Genomic DNA, 20,571 nt, shown 5'->3' on the forward strand with positions numbered 1-20,571 from the left:
ATGACCGACGCCGTGACCGCACCCGAGTTCCCGGCCAGCCTGGAGTGGCTGAACCTGACCGACCCACTGCGCATGGCGCAGCTGCGGGGAAAGGTGTGCGCGCTCGCGTTCGTGAACCTCGCCTCAGCCTGGTCGCAGCAGCGTCTGGCGGATCTGGGCCATCTGCGTGCACGGCATCGCGAGCGTCTCAACGTCGTGGCGGTGCACGCGCCGCGGTTCGATGCCGAGCGCGAATCGCGCCGCAGCAGCAAACGCGTGCATCGCCAGCAGATCGAGTTCCCGGTCGCCCACGATCCGGACTGGACGCTGTGGCAGCACTACGGCGTCGACGCCTGGCCGACCGTGGTGCTGATCGACGGCGAGGGCCGGGTGCGCCAACGCATCGTCGGCGAGGGCGGCATCCGCGAACTCGATGCGCGCGTCAGCGCGCTCGCAGCCGAGCTCACGCCGCACGCCGTCAATGGCGATCCGATCCGCATGCGGCGCAGCGGCGAGCCGCCGTTGCCGTTGCGCTTCCCGGTCGGTCTCGCGCTGGCGGGCAATTTCCTCTACGTCGCCGACAGCGGTCACCACCGCGTGCTCGAATGCGACACCAGCGGACGCGTGTTGCGGCAGTTCGGCAGCGGAAGTCCCGGCTTCATCGACGGGCCGATGGAGCTGGCCGCGTTCACCCGGCCGCACGGTATCTACGTCGAACGCGACGTGCTCTACGTCGCCGACACCGGCAATCACGCAGTGCGGCGCATCGAACTGCGCAGCGGCGACATCTCGACGATCTGCGGTGCGGGCCGTCCCGGCATCACCGCCGAGGGGGCGCTGAGCGATCCGCGCGCCGTCGCGCTCGACCAGCCGCGCGACATCGTGCTAGCCGGCGACAAGCTCTACATCGCCTGCGCCGGCGACAACCGCATCTGGCGGCTCGATCTCGGCCGCTCGACGATCGAACTGCTGGCCGGCAACGGCAAGCTCGCGGTGATGGACGGCATCGGGGCGATGGCCTCGTTCGGCGAGCCGGTCTCGCTGGCCTGCGTGCAGCAGACGCTCTACGTCTGCGATGCCAGCGGCTCGGCGATCCGCAGCGTGCACACGCGCACGGGCGCGGTGTCGACGCTGGTCGGCCAGGATCCCTGGCAGTTCGGTCGCGTCGACGGTCCGCGCACCGACGCGCGGATGCAGCATCCGCAGGCGCTCGCGCTCGAGCCCGACGCGCCGGTGCTGTGGATCGCCGATGCCGGCAACGACAGCCTGCGCCGCCTGCGGCTGGGCGGCGGCGAACTCACCTCCTTCGATCTGCCGCAGCGCCTGCACGCGCCCGGCGGTCTGGCGATCGGCAGCGATGCGGTGTGGATCGCCGATACCGATGCGCACGCCGTGCTGCGGCTCGATCCCGTCAGCGGCGCCGTGCGGCACGTTCCGATAGGCGAATGACCGGGGCGCGCAAGGCAAGCAGCGGTGGCGTGATGTTTGACGGCAAGGCGTTCGTCGCTGGGCTCAGCACCGCACCGGGCGTCTACCGCATGTACGCGGCGGACGACACCGTGCTGTACGTGGGCAAGGCCGCGGACCTGCGCAAGCGCGTGGCGAGCTATTTCAACGCCTCGCCCAAGGTCACGCGGACGATGGCGATGATCGCGCAGATCGCGCGCATGGAAACCACGGTCACGCGCAGCGAGGCCGAGGCGCTGCTGCTCGAAAACCAGCTCATCAAGTCGCTCAAGCCGCGCTACAACGTCTCGCTGCGCGACGACAAGAGTTATCCCTACGTGCTGGTCACCAGCGACGACTGGCCGCGCATCGCCGTGCATCGCGGGCCGCGCAACGTGCCCGGCCGGTACTTCGGTCCGTATCCGGGCGTGACCGCGGTGCGCGAGACGCTGAACCTGATGCAGAAGCTGTTCAAGCTGCGCAACTGCGAGGACAGCGTGTTCCGCAACCGATCGCGGCCGTGCCTGCAGCATCAGATCGGCCGCTGCACGGCGCCCTGCGTCGGCATGATCTCGGCGCAGGATTACGGCGATGCGGTGCGCCGCGCGTCGCTGTTCCTCGATGGCCGCAGCGACGAGCTCACGCAGGAAGTCACGCGCGATATGGAGGCGGCGGCCGAGAAGCTCGACTTCGAAGACGCCGCGCGCCTGCGCGATCTGCTCGGCAACATGCGCAGCATGCAGGCGCGCCAGTACGTCGACGGCAAGGTCGCTGAACTCGACGTGCTCGCCTGTGCGATGCAGGGCAGTCAGGCCTGTGTGCTGCTGCTGGCGTTCCGCGACGGCCGCAACCTCGGCACGCGCGCGTTCCATCCGCGTACCAACGGCAGCGACGATCCGGCCGAAGTGCTGGCCGCGTTCGTGTCCCAGCACTACGCCGAGCAGACACCGCCGCGCGAGATCGTCCTCGACCGCGCGATCGAGGACGTCGCGTTGCTCGAAGAAGCCTTCAGCGAATCCACCGGGCGCCGCGTGCAGATCAAGACCAGCGTGCGCGGCGATCGTGCGCGCTACGTGGATCTCGCGCGCCGCAATGCCGAGATCTCGCTGGCGACCGAGATGAGCAGCCAGGCGGCGCAGAACGCGCGCGCCGAATCGCTGCGCGAGATGCTCGGTCTCGCAGCGGTCGCGCAGCGCATCGAATGTTTCGACATCAGCCACACCATGGGCGAAGCGACGGTGGCCTCGTGCGTCGTGTTCGACGCCGCCGGCCCGGTCCGTGGCCAGTACCGGCGCTACAACATCGCCGGCATCGAGCCGGGCGACGACTACGCGGCGATGCACCAGGCGCTGACCCGGCGCTTCCGCAAGGCGGCCGACGCGCGCGCGGCCGAGGTCGCTGCGGCGGAGGCGGGCACCGACGTGCCTGCGGCCGCGGAAGGCGCCGGCATCCTGCCCGACGTGCTGCTGATCGACGGCGGCACCGGACAGGTCGCGCAGGCGCGCGCGGTACTCGACACCCTCGGCATCACCGGCATCTGTCTGGTCGGCGTGGCCAAGGGCGAGGCGCGCAAGCCCGGCGACGAGACCCTGCTGCTGCCGGACGGGCGCGCGCTCAAGCCCGGCGCGGCATCGCCGGGGCTGCAACTGGTGCAACAGGTACGCGACGAAGCGCACCGGTTTGCGATCACCGGTCATCGTGGACGCCGTCAGAAGGCGCGCACGACCAGCCGGCTCGAGGACATTCCGGGCATCGGTCCGCGCCGCCGCGCCAGCCTGCTGAAGCATTTCGGCGGTCTGGGCGGGCTCAAGGCCGCCGGCGCCGAGCAGATCGCCCAGGTCGAAGGTGTCAACGCGGCGCTCGCGCAACGCATCTATGCGACCCTACACGGGCTCGACCCCGGCCCCGGCGCCGGACACGACTGAATCCCCCACAGGCGTCCGATGAAATTCACGATTCCCACCTGGATCACGCTGATGCGGATCATGCTGATCCCGGTGCTGGTGCTGGTGTTCTATTTGCCGTTCCAGTGGACCAACTTCGCCACCGCGCTGGTGTTCGCGTTCGCGTCGATCACCGACTGGCTCGACGGCTGGATCGCGCGCAAGTATCACCAGTACTCCGCATTCGGCGCGTTCCTCGATCCGGTGGCCGACAAGCTGATGGTCGCCGTCGCGCTGTTCCTGATCGTGCAGGGCCACCCGACGCCGTGGATGGCGTTCTGGGCGGCGGTGATCGTCGGCCGCGAGATCGCGGTGTCCGCGCTGCGCGAGTGGATGGCCGAACTCGGCCAGCGTGCGACGGTGCGCGTCGCAGCGATCGGCAAGATCAAGACCATCGCGCAGATGGTCGCGCTGCTGTGCCTGCTGTACTCGGTCACGCCCGACCAGCCGCCGCGTCCACTGCCGTGGTTGGGCCGCGAGATCTTCATCATCGGCGACTGGCTGCTGGCGATCGCGGCGATCCTGACGCTGTGGTCGGGTCTGCTGTATCTGCGTGCCGCATGGCCGATCATGCGCGCTGCGGAAAAGAACAAGTATTGACACCCCGGTGGCGATGGGTAGAATTTCGCCTCCCAAGCGGGAATAGCTCAGTTGGTAGAGCGCAACCTTGCCAAGGTTGAGGTCGAGGGTTCGAGCCCCTTTTCCCGCTCCAGTTTCGAAGACGAAGCCCCGGTTGTACGCGGGGTTTCGTTTTGTCGACAGGACCCAAAGTCCTGCACGGCGTCACCGGCCTGGTGGCAGAGTGGTTATGCAGCGGATTGCAAATCCGTGTACGCCGGTTCGATTCCGACCCAGGCCTCCAGCCGGCGCACCACACGGGTCGCAGGCGGGTTACAATTCGGTTCCAAGCGGGAATAGCTCAGTTGGTAGAGCGCAACCTTGCCAAGGTTGAGGTCGAGGGTTCGAGCCCCTTTTCCCGCTCCAGTTCGAAAGGCCCTGCAGATGCGGGGCTTTTTCGTATCTGGCGCCGCGCGATGGACGCGGCGGTTCCAATCGACCGCGCGCTGGGGCACGCTGTCGACCGCCTGCCCGGATGGCGAAACTGGTAGACGCACCGGACTTAAAATCCGTTGGCCGCAAGGTCGTGCCGGTTCGATTCCGGCTCCGGGCACCATCGTCGGACGCCGCGTTTGCGGACCGACTTCGCAGTTCCCTTGCAGCTCCCACGGATCGACGCGTGTCTTCACGGGCGCATGCGCGCGGCCGGTCCAGGGTGCGATCACAGCGGATGCAGCGCTGGTCGGCGGGAGGAACGGGTACGCCGCCGGCGTGCCCCGGGACGGGCGCCACCACGATGATTTCGAGACTGCGGAACAATTTCCAACTGGCCATCATCACCCTGCTCGGGTCGGTGACCGCGGTCGTGCTCGGCAGTTTCATGGTCTGGCGTCTCGCGCGCGGCGACCGGGGTGTCGCGGTGCTGGATGCGGCCGTCGTGGTCACGATGGTCGCGATCGTGCGCCTGGCATGGCGCGAGGGGCGCACCGAGCGCGCCGGCGCGTGGATGGTCGTGCTCAATGCCGGATTCGCGACGCTCGCCTGCCTGACCCTCGGGCCCGCGGCGAGCGGCTGGGTCTACGTCGCACTGATGACCAGTTTCTATCTCGCGCCGCTGCGCGTGGCGACGTGGAGCGGGGCGGCGCTGTTGCTGATCGCCTCCGCCACGCTGCTGTGGCGCGATGTCGGCCCGTATCACATCAGCACGTTGGTGACGTGGTCGCTGGTGTACGGCTTCTCGCTGGTGTTCGCGCGGCGCCTGCGGACGCACAGCGAGTCGCTGGAACTGCTCGCGAGCGTCGATCCGCTGACGCGCATTCCCAACCGCGGCATGCTCGAGGCCGATCTGCGGCATGCGATCGCGACGGGCCAGAGCGGTCGCGCGGGTCTGCTGGTGCTCGACATCGATCGCTTCAAGACCGTCAACGACACCTTCGGTCATGCGGCCGGCGACGCGGTGCTGATTGATCTCGCGGTGCTGCTGCGCGAGGAATTGCGACAGGGCGATTCGGTCTACCGCTTCGGCGGCGAGGAGTTCGTGATGTTGCTGCCGGTGCTGTCGGAGCAGGCGCTGACGCGTGCGGCCGAACGCGTGCGCGATGCGGTGGCGACGCGCCTGGTCGGTCCCGGAGGACGGATCACGGTGGCGGTGGGCGGCGCGATGCTGTCGGCGGAGCGCGACTGGCAGGACTGGTTCGCACGTGCGGATGCATCGCTGTACCAAGCCAAGCGCGCAGGCGGCAACACGATCCACATCGCGGAACCGCTCTGAGGACGGACCGTCAGCTCTGGCTGGCGTGATGCGCGACGCCGGCCGTCGCGTCGCGGTCTTCCCAGTCGGGTGCAGGAGGGCGCACGCGCGCGGCACGCACGCGGCGCACCGCGGACAGCCTGCGCCGCCAGCGCAGCACGGCGCCCAAGATCGACAGCAGTGCCAGCGCTGCGGCAAGCACCACGACCCAGGGCGCAAGCCCCGCAAGCGGGGAGAGGATCGATCCGGCGGTGTTGCGCAACGCGAGCGCGAACACGGCGCCGGTGATCAGGATGTAGGTCGGCAGCACGAGCACGCGCCAGATCGTGCGGGGCGAGATCATGAGGCGCTCCCCGTTTCGGCCGGTGACGGTCCGACGACTGGCGCCGCATCGGGCAGGCCGCGCATGGTGCGGAAGTGCGAAGCGGCCGCGGCGCGTGCCGTATCCCAGTCGATCGCGCGTGGGATCAATTCCCACTGCGCACGCAGCACGGGTTCCAGTTCATGCCAGTCCGCGTCGGGCCGGTCCGCATGGACGGCACGCGTCATCTCCGCAAGGACCACCGGGTTGTAGGGAGGCAGCGACATGGACGTTCGACAAACACGTGGGGTTTGGATCGACAGTAGGCAGCGGCCCGCCAAACCGCCGTGAAGCGGCGGCGCGCGCAACGGAACATTCAGTTTCGACTGGCCCTGTGCGGAGGCGCTCCCTACCATGCGTACAACGCGCCGCACGGGCCCGACCGGCCTGCAGCTGGCTTTCACCGTCGTCCGGGGAGGATGACGCGCCGGACGCCACGTTCCGGCGGTTCTGCAAGGGAGTCCAATGGGCCGCTATCTCACATTCGCACTCTGCGTCGTCATGGCGCTGGTCTCGATCGCCCTGGCGTCGCTGCATGCGTCGGTGGGCTGGGCGATCGCTGCGGTGCCGTTGCTGGCGCTGACGGTGCTGGGCACCGTCGACCTGATGCAGAAGCGCGCGACGCTGCGTCGCAGCTATCCGCTGACCGCGCATTTCCGCTACGGGCTCGAAGCCTTCCGTCCCGAGATCCGCCAGTACTTCATCGAGGACGACCAGGACGAAGTGCCGTTCTCGCGCCAGCAGCGCGCCCTGGTCTACCAGCGGGCGAAAAACGTCAGTGACGTGGTGCCGTTCGGCAGCGAGCTGCCGATGTACGGCACGCAGTACGAATGGATCAACCATTCGCTGGTGCCCGCGCATGCCGAGTCGCACGACTTCCGCGTGCCGGTCGGCGACGAACGCGCGCAGCCGTATACCGCGAGCATCTTCAACATCTCGGCGATGAGTTTCGGCTCCCTGTCTGCGAACGCGATCCGCGCACTGAATCTCGGTGCGAAGCGCGGCAATTTCTTCCACGACACCGGTGAAGGCGCGATCTCGGAGTATCACCGCGAGCACGGCGGCGATCTGGTCTGGGAAATCGGCTCGGGCTACTTCGGCTGCCGCGATGCCAAGGGCCGCTTCGACGAAGACCTGTTCGCGCGCCACGCGGCCGAGCCGCAGGTGCGCATGGTCGAACTGAAACTCTCGCAGGGCGCCAAGCCCGGCCACGGCGGCATGCTGCCCGGCGCCAAGGTCACGCCGGAAATCGCGGAGACGCGGGGCATTCCGGTCGGCCAGGATTGCGAGTCGCCGGCCGCGCACACCACGTTCTCCACGCCGCTCGGGCTTCTGGAATTCGTCGATCGCATGCGCACGCTGTCGGGCGGCAAGCCGGCGGGCTTCAAGCTCGCGATCGGGCATCCCTGGGAATGGTTCGGCATCGCGCGCGCGATGCTCGACAGCGGCATCCTGCCGGACTTCATCGTCGTCGACGGGGCCGAGGGTGGCACCGGCGCGGCGCCGTCGGAGTTCATCAACCATGTCGGCCTGCCGCTGCAGGAAGCGCTGATGCTGGTGCACAACACGCTGGTCGGCATCGGCCTGCGCGACCGCATCCGCGTCGCCGCGGCCGGCAAGATCACCAGTGGCTTCGACATCGCGCGCACGCTGGCGATGGGCGCGGACTGGTGCAACGCGGGCCGCGGTTTCATGTTCTCGCTGGGCTGCATCCAGTCGCGCACCTGCCATACCGACCAGTGCCCGACGGGCGTGGCCACGCAGGATCCCGCGCGCTGGCGCCTGCTCGACGTGCCGGACAAGGCCAACCGCGTCTTCCACTTCCACCAGAACACGCTCAAGGCGCTGCGCGACATGATCGGTGCGGCCGGACTGGAACATCCGATGCAGATCGGCCCCGAGCACATCCTGCGCCGCGTCTCGCCGACCGAAGTGCGTTCACTGGCGGCGCTGTATCGCTTCCTGGAGCCGGGCGAGCTGCTGACCGGCGTGCCCGAGCACGCGGTGTTCAAGACCTTCTGGCCGAGCGCGCGCGCCGACAGCTTCGCGCCGCCAGCGCGCGCATCGGCGATGCATGTCGCCAAGCGGACCCACTGAGTCCGATGCGCACGCCGGCGATCCATCGCCTGCGTGCGTCGTCCCAGCGCACGCTGGGACCCAGCGTCGCCGTCGATTCCAGTTCCAGATGGGCCCAGCGTGACCGGACGTGCGTCCGTCGAGCGCCGCTGGGGCGACGGCAGCTGAAGCTGTAAGAGACAGGCGCTCTCAGTCCAGCAGTGCCAGCAACCGCTCCGTCGGCCTGCCGATGACCGCGCGCTCTCCGTGCACCAGGACCGGCCGTTCGATCAATTCGGGATGCCGAACCATCGCCTCGACGATCGCATCGTCATCCAGCGCTGCATCGGCGAGTCCGAGTTCGCGATACGCGTCCTCGCCGGTGCGCAGCAGGCCGCGGGGCGCGATGTCGAGGCGCCGCAGCAGCGTGCGGAGTGCGTCTGCGTCGAGCGGCGTGTCGAGATAACGCACGACGTCCGCCTCGATGCCGCGCGATTGCAGCAGCTCGAGCGCGGCGCGCGATTTCGTGCAGCGCGGGTTGTGCAGCAGGGTCCAGGGGTCGGTCATGTCGGTGGAAGATCCGCAGTGGCTGACGTACCGCTGTGACGGGCGACGACGGCGGTCGCGGTGACGTCGGCGGTGGTGTTGGCGACGGTGGCGAATGCATCGGGCAGCGTGTCCACGGCGAGCAGCACGCCCAATGGCTCGATCGGCAGGCCCATCGCCTGCGTCACCGGCAGGTTGTTGGTCATGAAGCTCACCTGGCCCGGCAGGCCGACCGACCCCATGCTGATGACGATGCTCAGGCCGACCGCGATCGCGAGCTGCGCGGGTCCCAGGTCCGCGCCGTACATCCAGGCGATGAACACCACGACGCTCAGGTACTGCGTGGGGCTGGCGATGCGGAACAGCGACACCGCCATCGGCAGCACCAGCGAGGTCACCGCCAGCGGATAACCCAGACGGTTGCGTGCGCTGTCGATCATCACCGGCAGCGATGCGAGCGAGGACTGCGTGCTCGCGGCGATCGCCTGCACCGGCAGCAGTGCCGCCGCGAAACGCGGCAGACTTTCGCCGGCCACGGTCACCGCGACGACGTACATCAGCAGCGTGATCGCGACGTACAGCACGCACTGCAGCGCGATGTAGTAACCCAGCGCGGTCAGCACACCGAGGCCGACGTGCGCGCAGACCGCGAGCACCAGCGCGAACACGCCCACCGGCGCCGCCCACAGCACCCAGCGCACGACGACGATCATCGCGTCGCCGATCGTGCGCACCATATCCAGCATCCGCTCACGTCGCTCGGGTTCGAGCCGGGTCAGCGCGAAGCCGAAGAACATCGAGAACACGACCAGCGGCAGCATCGCACTGGCGGCCGCCGCGGCGATCGCGTTGCTGGGGATCACGCTGGTGATCCACAGGCCGAAGCTCGGCGCCTGCGGCATGACTTCGGGCGCCTGGATCGCGGCGCGGAACGCGCTGACCAGGGCGTCGTCGCGCGGCACCAGCGACAGCAACGCCGGCGCGGCGATCGCGGCGAAGGTGCCGCAGACCGCGAGCAGTACCGCGAACGTCGCCATCGCCATGCGCGCGTTGCGGCCCGACGCCGCCGCATCGGCCGCGCCGTTGATGCCGACCACGACGAGCGCCGCCACCAGGGGCACCACGGTCATCTGCAGCGCGTTGAGCCAGAGCTTGCCGATCGGTTGCGCGAACTCGGCGACCCGCAGCGCGGTATCGGCGTTCCAGGCCGCGAGCGAAAGACCCACGACCGCGCCGGCCAGCAACGCCAGCAGCACGCGGACCGAGGCGGGAAGGGAGCGACGTGCGGGAACAGCTTCGGTCATGGCGCGCGGCCGGTTCGACGGACCGCAGCAGCATGCCATGCGGCGTGGCGCCGGCGCGGCCGTCGATGCATCACGGCCGCGTGGCCAGATCGAGCGCGAGCGTGTCGCGGATGCCGTCGACGAAACCCGCCCGCAGGTACAGGGCCTTCGCGCGCGGGTTGTGGTGATGCACTTCCAGCCGCAGCACGGCGACGCCCCAGGTGCGCGCCTGCGTGCTGGCCAGTGCGAGCGCCTGCGCGCCGAGTCCACGGCCGCGTGCGGCCGGCGCGATGTAGAGCTCGTCCAGCAGGGCATGGTGGCCGCCCTGTTCGAGACTGAAACCGCGGGTCAGCGCCATGTAACCGTCCGCGCCATCGGCGCCGAGCAGCAGCAGCGCACCGCAGCCGGGATCCGACAGCAGCGCCGACACCGCGCGCGGCGTGGCGACGTCGTCGAAGTGCAGGCGGTCCTCGCTGTAGAACGCACGCATCATCGCCAGCATTGCGGGCAGATCGTCGAGCGTGGCGATGCGCGAAACCAGCGGCGTCGCGGGGCTCATCGCGGCAGCGCCGGCAGCTGCCAGGCGGCCTGCAGACGCGTGTATTCGGCGTCGGGCAGCAGCACGAAGCGCGGCGTGCGCGCCGGGTCCAGCCAGCCGAGCAGAGCGTCCATCGCCGCATCGCTCATCGCGGTGCAGCCGGCCGTGGTCTCGTCGGGGCGGCGCAGCAGGTGGGCGAAGATGCAGCTGCCACGGCCGGCTTCGCCTTGCGCGTTGTGTTCGATGACGAAGCCTTGGCGGTAGCGCACGTCGCCGTCGTTGTGCAGGTCGAGACGCATGCGCTCGCTGGAACCCGCCACCGCGGCCGCGCCGACGTCGCGCTCGTCGACGATGCGGTTGTAGAGCGGCGAGATCGGCACGTCGATGCAGTAGTGCGAGGCCTGCATCGGCACGTAGGGCAGGGCGCCGACGCCGGTGGGTGCGTAGCCGAAGGCCTCGCCGATCGCGAACACGCCGGCCGGTGCGCGGCCGTCGCCTTCGCGTTTCTGTGGTTCGCCCGTTTGCGCCGGATGCAGGCCGATGCCCCAGCCACTGCCGCTGCGGCCCAGCATCACCGGCACCGCATCGCCCACCGCACGCCAAGCGCCGTCGCCGTCGCCGTCGCGTTCGAAGCGCTGCATCCGCGCCTGCGCGGCGTCCCAGTCGGCGGCGGTCACGACGACGAGCTGCTGCGCACCGGTCAGCGGCGCTGCAGCCGGCGTCCGTGTGGTGCCGCAGGCGGCGAGCAGCAGAGTGGCCAGCAGCAGCGCGGCGCCCGCGGCGCGTCGAGGGAATCGGGGCATGGGAACGTCCTCTGGAGTCATGGATCGAGCAGGCGGCGCATGCGCGCCTGATGGTCGGCGAGTCGCGCCTGCCGGCCGGGCATCGCGCACAGCTGCACGATGACGACATCGAGCAGCTGCTGCAGCGCGCTGTGATAGAGCAGCATCGCGACATGCGGCCGGGCATCGTGCGCCGAGACCAGCAGCGCATGGTCCGCAATGGTGCGCAGCGGATTGCTGGAGTGCCGCGTCGCCGACAGCACGCGCGCGCCGCGTTCGCGCGCGAGCTTCGCGAGTTGCAGCAGCGCCGGCTGCTGGCCTTGTTCGGAGAACAGCGCCAGCAGGTCGCCTTCGCCCAGGCCGGCGACCTGTGCGGCGGCGAGTGCAGGGTCGGGGTGGTAGGCCGCGGCGACGCCGAGCAGCGACAGCCGCAGCGCGAACGCGCGCGCGGCGAGGTTGTCCTCGCCCGAGCCGACCACGACCACGCGTCCGGCCGCATGCAGTGCAGCCGCGATCGATTGCAGGCCGGATTCGGGATTGATCGAACGCGTCGCGGCTTCGGCCTGGCTCTTGCCCTGCCACAACGCGTCCGCGACTGCGGGCACGTCGACCGTTGCTGCGGGCGCGACGGCGATCGGCTCGCGTTCGCGCGCGACCGATTCGCCGACCGAGAATTTCAGATCCGGGTAGCCGCGGAAGCCGAGTTTCTGGCTGAACTTCACCACGCTCGACTGGCTGATGCCGAGCGCACCGGCGAGCTGCTGCGAGGAGTAGTCGCGCAGCAGATGCGCGTTCTCCAGCACGAAGTCACCGATGCGGCGCTCGATCGCCGACAGCCGGTCGCGTTCGGCGCGGATCTTCAGCAGCGGCGAGGCCATCTGCACGTCAGCAGGCGATGGGCTGCACGTCGCGGATCGACACGATGCCGAGCCCCGGCGCATCGCCGATCGAGATCTCGGCATCGTCGAACGCGACGCCACCGTCGACCGGATTCCAGGCGCACAGCGAGGGGCCGTCGAGATCGACCTTGGTGATGACGTCGGACTTGGCGACGGCCAGATGCGCCGCCGCGGCGACGCTGATGCTGGTCTCGATCATGCAGCCGATCATGCAGTCGACGCCGTGCAGGCCGGCGATGTCGGCGAGCTTGATCGCGTTCGACAGCCCACCGGTCTTCATCAGCTTGATGTTGACGATGTCGGCCGCGCGCATGCGGATCAGTTCGATCAGTTCCACTGGACCGAACACGCTTTCGTCCGCCATCACCGGCACGTGCACGCGATCGGTGACGTACTTCAGGCCGGCGAGATCGTGGGCCTTGACCGGTTGCTCCAGCAGTTCCGGTTCGATGCCGGCGTCTTCGAGCTGGCGCATCGCATGGACGGCCTGCTTCGGCGTCCAGCCCTGGTTCGCATCGAGGCGCAGCAGCGCGCGGCCGTCGACCGCGGCATGGATCGCGCGGATGCGTTCGAGATCCACGCCGAGATCCTTGCCGACCTTGATCTTCAGCGCGCCGAAGCCGCGATCCACCGCCGACAGCGCATCGGCGACCATCTTGTCGATGTAGTCGACGCTGATCGTGATGTCGGTGCTGATCACCGGATCGCCGCCGCCGAGGATGCGGTACAGCGGCGCACCATGCAGTTGTGCGAACAGATCGTAGAGCGCGATCTCGACCGCGGCCTTGGCGCTGGTGTTGCGCTCGAGCGCGGTCTGCACGAGACGCGTCAGCGCGTTGAAATCTGCGATCTCGCGGCCGACCAGTCGTGGCGCGATGACGGTCGAGATCGCCGCGACGATCGCGCCGTGAGTATCGCCGGTGATCACCGCGGTCGCCGCGGCCTCGCCGTAGCCGATGTGGCCGGTGTCGGTGTGGATCGACACGATGATGTCGTCGACGCTCTCCACGGTGCGCAGCGCGGTCTTGAACGGCGTCTTCAGCGGCACGCGCACCATGCCCAGCTGGATGTCGGTGATCTTCATGGGAGTCCGGTGAGGCGCGCGCGTCAGCGCACGCGCTGGATGCTGGTGATGCGGTCGATGGTGGTGCCGTCGGCGCCCGACAGCATCGGCGTGACCGGCGTGACCACCACGCCATTGAGCGGCAGACGCGCGATCGCACCGTCGGCGTCGCGCACGCTCATGCCGGCGGTGTCGTGGATCACCCAGGGCTCGCCGTCGACGTGGCCGATGACCATCATCACGTGGCCCGGAATGAACACCATGTCGCCCACGTCGGCGTCGCGCAGCAGTTGCAGCCGCTGCGCATGCGGCATGTCGGCCGTGACCTCGATGCGATTCAGTGCGGGACTCGTCGCCTGCGCGCTGGTGTTGCGCGGCAGCAGGATGCCGACGCTGCGGTAGATCTCCGATACGAAACCGCTGCAATCGCGCGCGTTGTACGAGTGCCCCCAGCCGTAGCGCTCGCCGAGGAACTTGAACGCCTGGCGGATCAGCGCTGCGCGCGTGTAGGGCAGCACGTCGTCGGCGACATCGGCGGATGCCGGCAACAGCGCCGGCATGAAAGAAAGCGCGCCGTCGTCACCGCGCACCGGCAGCTCGACGATGTGGCCGAATGCTGGCACCTGGCCGTGCAGCACACGCGTCGCGTCCCGATCGGCGCGCGGCACACGCACGCCCATCTCCAGCTGCACGTCCGAGACCGCCGGTGCCTCGGGCGTGAACACCGTCCGCGCGGTGGCGCCGGTGACGACGATACCGTCGGCCGCACGCGCCGCGTATCCGGCGACCGCATCACGCGTGCCGATCGCGATGTGCGTGGTCTCGACCCAGGCGCGATAGCGCTCGCTGACCACGAACAGCCAGTCGCCGTCGCGGCTGGCATGCAACACCGCGACCGGCGCACCGGGGAACAGGGCATCTTCCTGGAAGCGGTCGATGTCGGTGTCGCCCGGGCGGCTGAAGACGCGGGTCGCGGTCGGAAATGCGCGCAGGTTGGCGCGGCGCACGACGAGGCCGAAACGCGGCGTCACCTGCGCGGGCAGGGCGTCCAGCGCCAACGCATCCATCCAGCCATCGAGCGTCGCGGCATCGACCTGGCCGTCGACGGTGAAGCGTGGCGCCGTGGGACGCGTCGACAGCGCTTCGATCCAATCGGCGACCGTGCGCCGCGCGAGGCGGTTGGGCAGGGCGAGTGGATCCTGGATCGACGCATCATCGCGCCGCATTGCCATGTTCTGCGCGTCGATCGCGGCGGCGTCGAGGACCACGGCATCCGGTGCGTCGAGTCGCGCGATCCAGTGGTCCGGCGACAGCATCGATGCGGTCAGGCCCGGAATCGCCGGCGACGCCGCATGCGTCGCGCCGGGTGCCGGCAGCAGTGCGGCGAGCGTCAGCAGCGTGGCGAGGAGGGCGCGCGTGGCGAACGGGGACAGTCGGTTGAAGCGCATTGCGGCTCCTGCGGTCGGCGCGCATGCACGCGCGCCGGTCTGCGATCGAGGCTTCGAGAATATTTGTTTTCAGCGTCAGAACAAGGCGGAATAATTAATTGACATCGATTCATGGCGGGTGTTAATCACGTGGTCATGCCCGTCCGGTAAGGGGGCCCTTCGGGGCGGCCGGGTTGCTACCGATCTCGGCCGCACCGGTGTGACCCGCCGGTTGCGCGCGCCGTGTCGCCACGCCAACCGGGGAGTCCGTTCCGCATGTCCTGCCAGCCCGCGTCGCCACCGCCCGTCCTCCGTCGCCTGAGCGCTGCGCTGCTGCTGGCGCTGGCCATGCCCGCAATCGTCCATGCCCAGACCTCCACCGCGGACGAACGCGTCAGCACGCTCGACCAGGTGCAGGTGACCGGCTCGCGCATCGCGCGCACCGAGATCGAGGGTCCAGCGCCGGTCACGGTGATCACCGCCGAAGACATCCAGAAGCAGGGCTTCAGCACGGTCTGGGAATCGCTGGGCACGCTGACCCAGTTCACCGGCAACACGCTCAACGAATCCGACCAGACAGGCAATTCGCCCAACGGGCAGTTCATGAATCTGCGCGGGCTGGGGCCGGGCTACCAGCTGATCCTGCTCAACGGCCAGCGTCTGGCCGACTACCCGCAGCCCTACGGTTCGAACGGCACCGCGGTGAGTCTGGGCAGCATTCCGGCGGCGGCGATCGAGCGCATCGAGGTGATGAGCGGCGGCGCCTCGGCGATCTACGGATCGGACGCGGTCGCCGGCGTCGTCAACATTATCACCAAGGAAAATTTCAGCGGCGACACCATCCGCCTGCGCGGCGGTACGACGACGCAGGGCGGTGGCGATACCGGCCTGTTCCAGTGGACGGGCGGGCGCACCGGCGATCGCTGGAGCCTGACGTACGCGATCGAGCGTCTGGATCGCGAGGAGATCGTCGCCTCGCAGCGCGATCTGACCTATCTGGCGCATCCGCAGTACCGCACCAACCCCGAACGGCCGACCGCATCGATCAGCGGCGTCTATTTCCGCGCCGGCCAGAACTACCTGTGGCGCAACGATGCCGGTGCGCTGTCGCCGTCCTACCAGGCGCTGCTCGAAGCGTGCGATGCGACCAATCCGGATTTCGTGCCCTTCCATTCGGCCACGACCGTCGCCGTGCCCAACCGCTGCGGCGCGCTCGGGTACTACGACGCGCGCTCGATCCAGAACGCCTACGGCAAGACGTCGGCCTACGTGTCGGGCAGCTTCGACTTCAGCGACACGCTGACCGGTTATGCACAGCTGCTGGGCAGCGATTCCAACGACAAGAGTTCCAGCCAGACGCACTACTACATCGGCGAAGGCCCGTTCACCGTGCGCGACCCCGTGCGCGGCCTGGTGACCGCGCAGCGCATCTTCCTGCCCGACGAAGTGGGCGGCACCAAGTACATCGAGTACGACGAACGTGCGTGGTCGATCAACGCCGGCCTGCGCGGCACGCTGGCCGACGGCCGCTTCGACTGGGACGCGAGCCTGACCTCGTCGCGCTTCGAGATCACCACCACGCGCCCGCGCTTCCTCACCCGCGCCGTGCGCGACTACTACATGGGTCCGGTGCTCGGCATCGCGCCGGACGGCAACGAAATCCGCGAGTTCTACACCGATCGCCTGTTCGCACCCGGCTCGGCTGCGTTGTACGACCGTCTCACCACCACGGTGGTCAGCGATGGCGTGTCGAAATCCGACCAGGCGCAGTTCGTCTTCAGCGGTCCGCTGTTCGATCTGCCGGCCGGCCCCTTGCAGATGGCGGCCGTCGTCGAAGCGGCCAGGCAGGAATATTCGCTGACGCCCGACCCGCGCACGACCGTCGACTACACCGGCCCGGACCGCGTCTACAACCTGACCAGTACGCCCGGCGGTGGCCCGCGCAACCGCTACGCCGCCGGTCTGGAGTTCCGCGTGCCGGTCTTCTCCAGCCTGGATGCCACGCTCGCCGGCCGCTACGACAAGTACGACGACGTCACGTCGGTCGACGATGCGATCACCTGGCAGGCGGGCCTGGAATGGCGGCCGTTCCGCAACCTGCTGCTGCGCGGCGCGCACGCGACCAGTTTCCGCGCGCCGGATCTGCTGTGGATCTATGCCGGCACCACGGGGTCCAATCCGATCGTCGACGACGAGTATCTGTGCCGGCTCAACGGCATCGCCGCCGAGACGCCCGCCTGCACGGCGGCATTCAATTACCAGACCTACATGACGCAGTCGTCGAACCCGCTGCTCGAAGAAGAGAAGGGCAAGTCGACGACGCTGGGCGTGGTGTGGGACGTGCTGCCGACCCTGTCGGCGAGCGTCGACTGGTATCGCATCGAGCTCGAAGGCCGGGTGCAGGCGCTGTCGAACAGTTACTACCTCGAACAGGAAGCGAACTGCCGCCTCGGTCGGGATCGCAACGGCGGCGTGGTCGATACGAGTTCGCAGGCCTGCCAGTTCTATGCCGGCGCCGTGCAGCGCGTGGTGTCGGACCTCAATCCCGAGGGCCGCATCACCCGTTTCGCGACCTATCCGATCAACGCCTCGCTGATGCGTACCGAAGGCCTCGACGCGTCGCTGCGCTACGGGCTCGAACTCGGCCGCTGGGGCGATCTGAACCTGCAGGCCGGCTACACCCACGTGCTCGAATTCGAGGTCGCGCAGTTCGGCGACGAAGCGCCGCGCGACGTGCGCAGCACCGTCGAATACAACAGCCAGCGCAGCCGCGCGAACTGGCGCGCCAGCTGGTCGAACGATGCCTGGAACACGAGCCTCTACGGCTACCGCTATGGCAGCCGGCCGAACTACAACGGCAACGTGCTGCCGGGCCGCACGTCGGGCTACGTGATCTGGAACGCCGACGTGTCGCGACGCATCACCGACGACGTGACGCTGGGCATCAGCGTGCTCAACCTGCTCGACGAGATGCCGCCGCGCGATGATTCCCACACCGCGTGGCCGTATTTCGCCAGCAGCTACAGCGCGATCGGGCGCCAGGTGTTCGCCAACATCACCTTCGATTTCTGACGGCCGTGCCGACGCGCGCCGCGCGCTGGTTGCTGATCGCCTGCCTCGCTGTCGCGGGGCAGGCCGGCGCGCGCGAGGCGCAGGTCGATGCTGGACGGCTCGCATCACTGGTCGACGAGGCGTTCGCGCGCTATGCGTTGCCCGGGATCGCGGTGGGTGTCGTCGTCGAGGGCGAGGTGGTGTTGCGGCACACGCGCGGCGAACTGCGCGCCGGGCAGGGCGAGCCGGTCGATGCGGCCACGCTGTTCAAGATCGCATCCAACAGCAAGGCGATGACCGCAGCGGTGCTGGCCCGCCAGGTCGATGCCGGCCTGCTGCGCTGGGACGATCCGGTGGTGCGGCACCTGCCGGATTTCCGCATGGCCGACGACTGGGTCACGCGCGAGATCCAGGTCCGCGATCTGCTGATCCACAACAGCGGACTCGGCCCGGGCGCCGGCGATCTGATGCTGTGGCCGTCACCGAACCGCTTCACGCGCGCGGAGGTCATCTACGGTTTGCGCCATCTGCAGCCGCGCTGGAGCTTCCGGTCGCGCTACGCCTACGACAACACGCTCTACATCGTGGCCGGCGAAATCGCAGCCGCCGTCGCCGGCGTGCCGTTCGATGTGCTGGTGCGGCGCGAAGTGTTCGAACCGCTCGGCATGACGCGCTGCCAGGCCGGCAGCTGGTCGCGCGACGCGGTCGGCAATATCGCCCAGCCGCACGCACGCACGGGCGACCGCAATGTCGTGGTGCGCGCCGACGGCGCGACGGTTCCCGACGAGCCGATGATGGCAGCCGGCGGACTGCGCTGCAGTCTCGACGACATGCTGCGCTGGGCGCAGGCCTGGCTCGACACCGGCACTGCGCAGGACGACCGCCCGTGGCTGTCGCAGGCGCAGCGCGATGCCGTGTGGACGGCGCACATGCCGATGCCGCTCAGCGCGCGCATGCGGTCCTGGGATCGCAGCCATTTTTCCGCCTACGGATACGGTTGGCGGCTGACCGATGTCGACGGCACGTCGAAGGTCTCGCACACCGGCACGCTCAAGGGCATGTACTCCGCGTTGACGCTACTGCCCGAGCGCGGCGTCGGCATCGTCGTGCTGATCAATGGCGATGCGGACGAAGCGCGCACGGTGTTGATGCAGGCGCTGGTCAAGCAGTTCACCGCTGCAGGCGGGACGCACGATGTCGCGTACTACGCCGGTCTGCTCGCCGCCGAGCGTGCCGACAGTGGCGCGTCCGGGTCCGGTACGCGAGGCCCGGCGCGCGCGCCGACCGGAGCGGAGACCGCGAACGTCGTCGGGCGCTGGCGCGATCCGTGGTTCGGCAGCGTCGACGTGTGTTCGCAAGGAGATGGACTGACCTTTGTCTCCGCGCGTTCGCCAAAGCTGCACGGCGACGTCGTCGCGGTCGATGGCCGGCTGCAGGTGCGCTGGCGGGATGACGACGTCGATGTCGACGCGTGGCTGATCGCATCGCCAGCGCAGGGCAGGGCGAGCGCGCTGCACATGGCCAAGGTCGATCCGGACGCCGATTTCAGCTACGACTTCGAGGATCTCGCGTTCGTGCGCGAGGGCGATTGCCGGTAGCGGCTGACTGACCGGGATCGAGTTCGGCACAAACGAAAAACCCCTGCATTTCTGCAGGGGTTTTCGCTTGCAAATGGCGGAGCGGACGGGACTCGAACCCGCGACCTCCGGCGTGACAGGCCAGCATTCTAACCAACTGAACTACCGCTCCAAGGCGCGAGATTCTACATGAAACTCCGGGCTTGGGAAGAGGCTGCACGCACTTTTTTTGCGATGTTCGAGGTGGCATCGATCCGGGTCGCCACGCCGCTCGGTGACTGCGTTCTCGCACATTGGTTGTCGTCGCAGGTGATGCGCTCTGACGCATGCGAAGCGACAGGCGGGCGTGTGTCGATCACACGCGATTCGCACACGCGCGAATGCACGCTCCAGGCGGAATGCCCCGATCGTCGTGGCGGCTGATCGTGCACCGCTCGATGTCGACGCGCCCGCCGGTGACCAGGTGTTCGCGTGACATCATCAATGCAAGAACCGGCGCCAACGATGTTTCCAGAAGGGCGCAAACGAACACCGATCCGGCGAGCGGGCCTGTCGTGTCAATGCGTGCGCCCGGAACACCGGCATTGATCGCGCAGTGCCCGGTCCGCACCGCAGGTCTCGAAAAAACGCAGCCCACAAAAAACCCCGCATCTCTGCAGGGTTCTTTGCTTGTAGATTGGCGGAGCGGACGGGACTCGAACCCGCGACCTCCGGCGTGACAGGCCAGCATTCTAACCAACTGAACTACCGCTCCGCGCTTTGAAACTCTTGGTGGGTGCTGAGGGTTTCGAACCCCCGACCCTCTCCGTGTAAAGGAGACGCTCTACCGCTGAGCTAAGCACCCATGCGGAACAATCGAGCCGCTTACTTTACTGCATCCTTGAGCGCCTTGCCAGCCTTGAACGCAGGCACGGTCGAAGCGGCGATCTGGATCGGCTCCTTGGTCTGCGGGTTCAGGCCGGTGCGCGCAGCGCGCGGACGGGCGACGAACGAACCGAAACCGACGAAGTTGGCCGCGTCGCCGTTCTTCAGCGCCTCGGTGATCGTGTCGAGCAGGCCGTCGACGGCACGGCCAGCGTCGGCGCGCGACAGGCCGGACTTCTCGGCGACCGAAGCGATGATGTCGGACTTGGTGAGGTTTGCCATCAGTGAATTCCTCTTCTTCTTGAGATAGCGACGTGTCGTACGTCTGGAGCATCCGGCCGGCCGCGCTGTGCGCTGCTGGTCCGGACGGGGATTCCGGTCAGGCGCGCATGGTACGCGATCCCCCTGGCGATTACGACCGGATTCCGGATCGCGACTGAACAGGTGCG

Annotated in this window: 17 protein-coding genes and 7 tRNA genes; 11 read left to right on the plus strand and 13 right to left on the minus strand. The window is 68.5% G+C overall.

The features are described 5' to 3' along the window. From V3391_RS02640 to V3391_RS02675, 8 genes are all read left to right on the plus strand, one after another. Positions 1 to 1,428, plus strand: coding sequence for a thioredoxin-like domain-containing protein (locus V3391_RS02640; protein WP_332076865.1), 1,428 nt, complete (start codon positions 1 to 3; stop codon positions 1,426 to 1,428). Between the two features lie 32 nt (positions 1,429 to 1,460). Beyond that, on the plus strand, positions 1,461 to 3,350 hold the full coding sequence (gene uvrC, locus V3391_RS02645; RefSeq protein WP_332076866.1) for an excinuclease ABC subunit UvrC: 1,890 nt from the start codon (positions 1,461 to 1,463) through the stop codon (positions 3,348 to 3,350). Positions 3,351 to 3,368: 18 nt separating this feature from the next. After that, complete coding sequence (gene pgsA / locus V3391_RS02650) at positions 3,369 to 3,968, plus strand: CDP-diacylglycerol--glycerol-3-phosphate 3-phosphatidyltransferase (protein WP_159679254.1); 600 nt, start codon at positions 3,369 to 3,371, stop codon at positions 3,966 to 3,968. A gap of 36 nt (positions 3,969 to 4,004) precedes the next feature. Next, a tRNA-Gly gene (locus V3391_RS02655) sits at positions 4,005 to 4,080 on the plus strand. A 76-nt stretch (positions 4,081 to 4,156) separates the two neighbouring features. After that, positions 4,157 to 4,230, plus strand: a tRNA-Cys gene (locus V3391_RS02660). 46 nt (positions 4,231 to 4,276) lie between these two features. Then, positions 4,277 to 4,352 (plus strand) — tRNA-Gly (locus V3391_RS02665). 103 nt (positions 4,353 to 4,455) lie between these two features. Further along, positions 4,456 to 4,542: transfer RNA gene (locus V3391_RS02670), tRNA-Leu, on the plus strand. Positions 4,543 to 4,722: 180 nt separating this feature from the next. Further along, positions 4,723 to 5,697, plus strand: coding sequence for a GGDEF domain-containing protein (locus tag V3391_RS02675; protein WP_332076867.1), 975 nt, complete (start codon positions 4,723 to 4,725; stop codon positions 5,695 to 5,697). A gap of 10 nt (positions 5,698 to 5,707) precedes the next feature. On the opposite strand, the gene V3391_RS02680 is transcribed toward V3391_RS02675, so the two are convergent. Next, on the minus strand, positions 5,708 to 6,019 hold the full coding sequence (locus V3391_RS02680) for a hypothetical protein (RefSeq protein WP_332076868.1): 312 nt from the start codon (positions 6,017 to 6,019) through the stop codon (positions 5,708 to 5,710). Beyond that, positions 6,016 to 6,264, minus strand: a complete 249-nt coding sequence (locus tag V3391_RS02685) for a hypothetical protein (RefSeq protein ID WP_332076869.1) — start codon at positions 6,262 to 6,264, stop codon at positions 6,016 to 6,018. The genes V3391_RS02680 and V3391_RS02685 overlap by 4 nt, the downstream gene beginning before the upstream one ends. Positions 6,265 to 6,502: 238 nt before the next feature. On the opposite strand from V3391_RS02685, the gene V3391_RS02690 reads away from it, so the two are divergent. Next, on the plus strand, positions 6,503 to 8,134 hold the full coding sequence (locus tag V3391_RS02690) for an FMN-binding glutamate synthase family protein (protein WP_332076870.1): 1,632 nt from the start codon (positions 6,503 to 6,505) through the stop codon (positions 8,132 to 8,134). Positions 8,135 to 8,302: 168 nt separating this feature from the next. Here the strand turns inward: V3391_RS02690 and arsC are convergent, their stop codons facing one another. The 7 genes from arsC to V3391_RS02725 form a co-directional block, all read right to left on the minus strand. Next, on the minus strand, positions 8,303 to 8,659 hold the full coding sequence (gene arsC / locus V3391_RS02695; protein WP_332076871.1) for an arsenate reductase (glutaredoxin): 357 nt from the start codon (positions 8,657 to 8,659) through the stop codon (positions 8,303 to 8,305). Further along, positions 8,656 to 9,942, minus strand: coding sequence for a dicarboxylate/amino acid:cation symporter (locus tag V3391_RS02700; RefSeq protein ID WP_332076872.1), 1,287 nt, complete (start codon positions 9,940 to 9,942; stop codon positions 8,656 to 8,658). Before V3391_RS02700 ends, arsC begins: the two co-directional genes overlap by 4 nt. Positions 9,943 to 10,012: 70 nt before the next feature. Further along, complete coding sequence (locus tag V3391_RS02705; RefSeq protein ID WP_332076873.1) at positions 10,013 to 10,480, minus strand: GNAT family N-acetyltransferase; 468 nt, start codon at positions 10,478 to 10,480, stop codon at positions 10,013 to 10,015. Further along, the gene (locus V3391_RS02710; RefSeq protein ID WP_332076874.1) at positions 10,477 to 11,262 is read right to left on the minus strand and encodes a L,D-transpeptidase family protein; all 786 of its coding nucleotides are present in this window, start codon (positions 11,260 to 11,262) and stop codon (positions 10,477 to 10,479) included. The genes V3391_RS02705 and V3391_RS02710 overlap by 4 nt, the downstream gene beginning before the upstream one ends. 17 nt (positions 11,263 to 11,279) lie before the next feature. Further along, positions 11,280 to 12,119, minus strand: coding sequence for a MurR/RpiR family transcriptional regulator (locus V3391_RS02715; RefSeq protein WP_332076875.1), 840 nt, complete (start codon positions 12,117 to 12,119; stop codon positions 11,280 to 11,282). Positions 12,120 to 12,126: 7 nt separating this feature from the next. Beyond that, positions 12,127 to 13,224: a dipeptide epimerase gene (locus V3391_RS02720; RefSeq protein WP_332076876.1), complete on the minus strand. Its 1,098-nt coding sequence runs from the start codon at positions 13,222 to 13,224 to the stop codon at positions 12,127 to 12,129. A 23-nt stretch (positions 13,225 to 13,247) separates the two neighbouring features. Next, positions 13,248 to 14,651, minus strand: coding sequence for a C40 family peptidase (locus tag V3391_RS02725; RefSeq protein ID WP_332076877.1), 1,404 nt, complete (start codon positions 14,649 to 14,651; stop codon positions 13,248 to 13,250). 255 nt (positions 14,652 to 14,906) lie between these two features. Between V3391_RS02725 and V3391_RS02730 the strand changes: the two genes are divergently transcribed. Continuing rightward, a complete protein-coding gene (locus tag V3391_RS02730; RefSeq protein WP_332076878.1) occupies positions 14,907 to 17,702 on the plus strand; it encodes a TonB-dependent receptor plug domain-containing protein in 2,796 nt (931 codons plus the stop codon). A gap of 5 nt (positions 17,703 to 17,707) precedes the next feature. Then, positions 17,708 to 19,279, plus strand: a complete 1,572-nt coding sequence (locus V3391_RS02735) for a serine hydrolase domain-containing protein (protein ID WP_332076879.1) — start codon at positions 17,708 to 17,710, stop codon at positions 19,277 to 19,279. Positions 19,280 to 19,353: 74 nt separating this feature from the next. On the opposite strand, the gene V3391_RS02740 is transcribed toward V3391_RS02735, so the two are convergent. The 4 genes from V3391_RS02740 to V3391_RS02755 all read right to left on the minus strand — a co-directional run bounded on the left by V3391_RS02740 (position 19,354) and on the right by V3391_RS02755 (position 20,404). Further along, positions 19,354 to 19,430: transfer RNA gene (locus tag V3391_RS02740), tRNA-Asp, on the minus strand. 505 nt (positions 19,431 to 19,935) lie between these two features. Further along, positions 19,936 to 20,012, minus strand: a tRNA-Asp gene (locus V3391_RS02745). 15 nt (positions 20,013 to 20,027) lie between these two features. Then, a tRNA-Val gene (locus tag V3391_RS02750) sits at positions 20,028 to 20,102 on the minus strand. A gap of 20 nt (positions 20,103 to 20,122) precedes the next feature. Continuing rightward, positions 20,123 to 20,404, minus strand: coding sequence for an HU family DNA-binding protein (locus tag V3391_RS02755; RefSeq protein ID WP_159679230.1), 282 nt, complete (start codon positions 20,402 to 20,404; stop codon positions 20,123 to 20,125). Positions 20,405 to 20,571: the final 167 nt, after the last annotated feature.

It is taken from the genome of Luteimonas flava (genome assembly GCF_036584485.1).
Taxonomy (GTDB): Bacteria; Pseudomonadota; Gammaproteobacteria; order Xanthomonadales; family Xanthomonadaceae; genus Luteimonas; species Luteimonas flava.

What these genes read in the sequence shown, in the direction of transcription:
- V3391_RS02755 (WP_159679230.1), bottom strand. Translation starts at nt 20,404, where the DNA reads ATGGCAAACCTCACCAAGTCCGACATCATCGCTTCGGTCGCCGAGAAG.
- V3391_RS02730 (WP_332076878.1), top strand. Translation starts at nt 14,907, where the DNA reads ATGTCCTGCCAGCCCGCGTCGCCACCGCCCGTCCTCCGTCGCCTGAGC.
- V3391_RS02700 (WP_332076872.1), bottom strand. Translation starts at nt 9,942, where the DNA reads ATGACCGAAGCTGTTCCCGCACGTCGCTCCCTTCCCGCCTCGGTCCGC.
- V3391_RS02715 (WP_332076875.1), bottom strand. Translation starts at nt 12,119, where the DNA reads ATGGCCTCGCCGCTGCTGAAGATCCGCGCCGAACGCGACCGGCTGTCG.
- pgsA (WP_159679254.1), top strand. Translation starts at nt 3,369, where the DNA reads ATGAAATTCACGATTCCCACCTGGATCACGCTGATGCGGATCATGCTG.
- V3391_RS02680 (WP_332076868.1), bottom strand. Translation starts at nt 6,019, where the DNA reads ATGATCTCGCCCCGCACGATCTGGCGCGTGCTCGTGCTGCCGACCTAC.
- V3391_RS02675 (WP_332076867.1), top strand. Translation starts at nt 4,723, where the DNA reads ATGATTTCGAGACTGCGGAACAATTTCCAACTGGCCATCATCACCCTG.
- V3391_RS02710 (WP_332076874.1), bottom strand. Translation starts at nt 11,262, where the DNA reads ATGCCCCGATTCCCTCGACGCGCCGCGGGCGCCGCGCTGCTGCTGGCC.
- V3391_RS02705 (WP_332076873.1), bottom strand. Translation starts at nt 10,480, where the DNA reads ATGAGCCCCGCGACGCCGCTGGTTTCGCGCATCGCCACGCTCGACGAT.
- V3391_RS02685 (WP_332076869.1), bottom strand. Translation starts at nt 6,264, where the DNA reads ATGTCGCTGCCTCCCTACAACCCGGTGGTCCTTGCGGAGATGACGCGT.
- V3391_RS02690 (WP_332076870.1), top strand. Translation starts at nt 6,503, where the DNA reads ATGGGCCGCTATCTCACATTCGCACTCTGCGTCGTCATGGCGCTGGTC.
- V3391_RS02720 (WP_332076876.1), bottom strand. Translation starts at nt 13,224, where the DNA reads ATGAAGATCACCGACATCCAGCTGGGCATGGTGCGCGTGCCGCTGAAG.
- V3391_RS02640 (WP_332076865.1), top strand. Translation starts at nt 1, where the DNA reads ATGACCGACGCCGTGACCGCACCCGAGTTCCCGGCCAGCCTGGAGTGG.
- uvrC (WP_332076866.1), top strand. Translation starts at nt 1,461, where the DNA reads ATGTTTGACGGCAAGGCGTTCGTCGCTGGGCTCAGCACCGCACCGGGC.
- V3391_RS02725 (WP_332076877.1), bottom strand. Translation starts at nt 14,651, where the DNA reads ATGCGCTTCAACCGACTGTCCCCGTTCGCCACGCGCGCCCTCCTCGCC.
- arsC (WP_332076871.1), bottom strand. Translation starts at nt 8,659, where the DNA reads ATGACCGACCCCTGGACCCTGCTGCACAACCCGCGCTGCACGAAATCG.